Origin of the sequence: Sphingomonas larreae, from assembly GCF_051400595.1 — a bacterium.
GTDB lineage: Bacteria > Pseudomonadota > Alphaproteobacteria > Sphingomonadales > Sphingomonadaceae > Sphingomonas.
Genome location: NZ_JBLFFI010000023.1, coordinates 1 through 260 on the forward strand (window position 1 = coordinate 1; position 260 = coordinate 260).

The 260-nt window shown below is 41.2% G+C and carries 1 pseudogene; it reads left to right on the forward strand.

Annotated features, from left to right (window positions below):
- Nucleotides 1-260, forward strand: a pseudogene (eno, locus tag ACMGDM_RS20640) (phosphopyruvate hydratase); the annotation flags it as partial.

Consider the following 260-nt stretch of genomic DNA (forward strand, 5'->3'; position numbering starts at 1 on the left):
TATTTCATAATTTAAAAAAAGTATTACATGATCGTGGCCTGAGTACCGCAGTTGGAGATGAAGGTGGTTTTGCACCTAACTTTGCCGGTGGTACAGAAGATGCACTTGACACTATAAAACTGGCGGTTGAAAAGGCAGGGTACAAATTTGGCGATGATGTAATGATTGCGCTTGACTGTGCTGCTTCAGAATTTTATGTAAACGGTAAATACGATTATACCAAGTTTGAAGGGGAAGGTGCCAAAATACGCACATCGGCA